The organism is Pseudomonas sp. GW821-FHT07E12 (assembly GCF_058986605.1).
In genome coordinates this window covers 1-3,706 of the sequence record NZ_JBYSVX010000081.1, presented here as the reverse complement: position 1 = coordinate 3,706, position 3,706 = coordinate 1, and the positions used below count along the sequence as shown (strand labels likewise).

Annotated in this window: 2 protein-coding genes; one reads left to right on the top strand and one right to left on the bottom strand. The window is 59.8% G+C overall.

Features of this window, described 5'->3' with window-relative positions:
- Positions 1-737 precede the first annotated feature (737 nt).
- A complete protein-coding gene (locus AC3WJE_RS20960) occupies positions 738-3,383 on the top strand; it encodes a TonB-dependent receptor (protein ID WP_493732776.1) in 2,646 nt (881 codons plus the stop codon).
- Between the two features lie 92 nt (positions 3,384-3,475).
- Here AC3WJE_RS20960 and AC3WJE_RS20955 read toward each other — a convergent pair.
- Positions 3,476-3,706, bottom strand: a 231-nt coding sequence (locus AC3WJE_RS20955; protein ID WP_493732775.1) for a hypothetical protein, incomplete at its 5' end; no start/stop codon positions are given.

The following is a 3,706-nucleotide window of genomic DNA, read 5'->3' as shown; positions in this document are numbered from 1 at the left end:
GATCCGCCGTCGCCGGCGTGATTGTCTTTCCATGTTCTGAGACCACTGCGTACGTCCCCATGACACTCCCGACCGTTCTTGACCCTGGATCGCCTGGTTTGCCCCTCAGGCTTATGTCGATTCTTGGGATGATGTGACAACGATGTCAATAGCTTGTCATGAAATTTGTATTGGAGTGCTGCTAGGGACATAGAGAGTGAAGTGCCGTCAAATTGGCGTTACAGGCAATAATTTCTGCGGCGCCGCAGCATGTTTTCGGCATTGGTCCTATCGGTAAAATTGGTACACGAAACATTTCATGACAACGATGCATGGGCGAGGCTGTGCCCGTGGATTTTTTTGTCAATCAAGCCATTGAAAAATAAGGTGAAATAGATCGCGAGTTGCGCTGATTTCACTCTTGTCATGGACAAAGTTCACGCGACCATTGACATGATGTTTCTGATACCATAACAATCGATTCACCCTCGATTGGTTCGAGTCGATCGAGGTGGTGGATCAGGGGGCCGTGCCGACGTGGGAGCGTCGACGGCTGCAGAAATGTCGGTGGTGCGTGCGGATGCGGGGCGGGAGCCGCCCTGTGGATGGAGCGCCGTGCTTGCAGGAAATGGTCTGGTAGTTGCAGGCCGTTGTACCTGGCCGATCTGGTCTATCGATCGCTGTCGTCTTATCGCCTAGCCATCACTCAGGATAGCCATATGTCACGCACCGCCCCCCTCCGTTCGTGTCGTTGTCCCTTGTCCGTACTCACCGTCGCCGTGGCGGCTGTGCTGTGCACCGGTGGCGCGCTGGCCCAGGAGGCCGCCACCGGCTCCCAGGACAAGGTCGCCGAGCTGGACGCCATCACGGTGACCAGCAGTTACGAAAAAAGCCTGATCACCGCGCTCGACAAGAAGCGCGACGATGTCCGCGTCACCGATGGCATCTCCTCGCAGGACATCGGCAAGTTCCCGGCCGAGAACATCGCCGAGGCGATCCAGCGCATTCCCGGCGTGCAGATTTCCAGCATCAACGGTCGCGGTTCCACCATCAGCATCCGCGGCCTCGGTCCGCAGTACGCGATGACCACGGTCAACGGCCAGACCTTCAAGAGCGCCGATTTCACCGACGGTTTCCGCTACGACATCATCCAGCCCGAGCTTGCGGCGGGCATCCAGGTGATCAAGTCGCCGACCGCGGACATGGATGCTGGCGGGTTGTCCGGCACCGTCAACATCGACACCATCAAGCCGCTCGACTACAAGCAGCGCAAGCTGATCGTCTCGGCGACCGGCCAGCGTTCCGACTCGGTCGGCACCACCACGCCCAAGGCCGTGGCCAGCTACATCGACCAGTTCGACGTCGGCGACGGCAAGCTCGGATTGTTCCTCAATGCCGGCTACCAGAAGCTTGAGGATCGCGCCGACTACTTCTGGATCGACCGCTGGGGTACCGGCACCTACAACGGCGAATCGGTGGTGATGCCGACCCGCACCCGCTACCGCCGCATCGATCGTGACACCAAGCGCAAGATGCTCAATGGGGAACTGCAGTGGCAGCCCGCCGATAACCTGGAAATGGGCCTGACCTGGCTGTACAGCAAGGACAAGACCCAGAACGACATCAAGCAGCAGGTGTTCCTGCTCAGCTCCGGCACCGAGACCGTGCAGGATGCGAGCAACGGCTATGCCACCAACGTGCTGGCCGAGAACTACAGGATGGAAAACAACCGTCAGCTGGAGGAGCACGACTGGACCTCCGAGATGCTGACCTACGACTTCAAGTGGACGCCGGACAACTGGACGATCACCGGCGCGCTCAATCACACGGTCGGCAAGACCAAGGAGAGCGAGACCGCCGCGATCCTCGGCGTGGTCGTGGATTCGAGCGTGCTCGACATCGCCAATCCGTCCAGCCCCTCGTTCAGCGTGTCCAACAACCTGACCGATGCGAGCTGGTACGACCCATACACGATGGTCCGCAACGAGTACCCGAACGGCGCGATCCGGCACGTCAAGAACCAGGAAGACTCGTTCCAGCTCGATGCCGAACGCTGGCTGGGCATGGGCTGGCTGAGCGCGGTCAAGTTCGGCGCCAAGTACCGGCGCGAGACGCTGGACCGCAACGTGTGGCGCCGCGACCGCTACGTCATCGGTGACGCCGACCCGGCGGACCTGCCGCTGATGTCGGAGTACGGCACGGTCGATACGGGATTCCTGGGCGGTCTGTACGACATCCAGCATTCCTTCATCGTGCCGAACCTCGCCGCCTACGAGGCCGCGCTGAAGGCCGAAGGCGTGACCATCCCGGTGGTGTTCGCGCCGCAGAGCAGCTACTCGATCACCAACGACATCTGGTCCAGCTACGCGCTGGCCAAGATCGATACCGAGATCGGCTCGATGCCGCTGCGCGGCAACATCGGCATGCGCTACGAGAACACCAAGCGCACGACCGACACCTGGCTGACCACGCCGGACGAGGTCAACGAGGAGGCCAACGACATCGTCGGCACCGCCAACTCCACCTACCGCTACAGCAACTGGCTGCCGAGCGCGAACTTCGTGCTGGAGATGCGCCCGGACCTGCTGCTGCGCCTGTCCGCGGCCAAGGTGCTGGTACGCCCGATCCTGACCAGCAACACCGCGATCGCCACCACCGAGGAAACCAGCCTGCTGACCGACGGCCGCACGCTGAACTCGGTGACGCTGGGGTCGGCCGATCTGAAGGCGATGACCGCCAATCAGGCCGATCTGGGCGTGGAGTGGTACTACGACGGCGGTGGCCTGTCGCTGTCGGGCTTCTGGAAGGCGATCAAGAACGGCACCTACAACCAGAGCATCTGTCCGGGCAGCTACAACGGCGTCTCGCTGAGCACCAACTCGAACAGTGAGTGCGTGGCGGCCAGTGGCGAGGTCTACGAGATCACCAAGACCTTCAACAGCAACGAGACCAACTACCTGAAGGGCTACGAGCTGTCGTGGACGCAGTCGCTCAATGCCTGGCTGCCGGTGGACGGCTTTGGTGTCACCGCCAACTTCACCCGGGTGATTCCGGATTACAAGGACGATTTCGTCATCAGCAATCTGTCGGAGAAGACCTGGAACGCCACCGCGTTCTGGGAGAACCGGGTGTTCAGTGCGCGCTTGTCGGCGACGCATCGCAGTGAGTACTACCAGACCAGCTCCGACAGTTTCTTCGCCTACGCCGGGCACGTGATGAAGGCGCGGACGCAGTTGGATGCTCAGTTGGGCTATCAGTTCAGCGACAAGCTGAGTTTCTCGCTGGGTGCGGTCAATCTGACCAATCAGAAGGAGCAGGCGTACTACAAGACGAGCGATATCTGGCAGATGACGGGTGTCACCGGGCGTAGTTACTACTTGACGGCCAAGTGGGAGATTCTCTGAGGGTGGTTGATGTCGTGCCCGGATTTTTATCGGGCACGATGTTGAAGATTACTCAGTGATGCTGTGGATGGTGTGCTGTTGTAGGAGCGGCTTCAGCCGCGATGAGGCTTTACCCTTGGGGTCGAAATTTCTCGTGGATCTGTGGGAGGGACTTCAGTCCCGACGGGCTTTCCCAATGATGTTTCGGTGTTTTTGTTGACGTTTTGGCCTTGATCTAAATCAAGATCAACAGCAACAGCAACAGCAAAGGCTTTCGCTCCTACGGAGCGAGTCACCTTTCTTTGCTCGTGCAAAGAAACGTAACCCAAAGAAACACGCCCCAG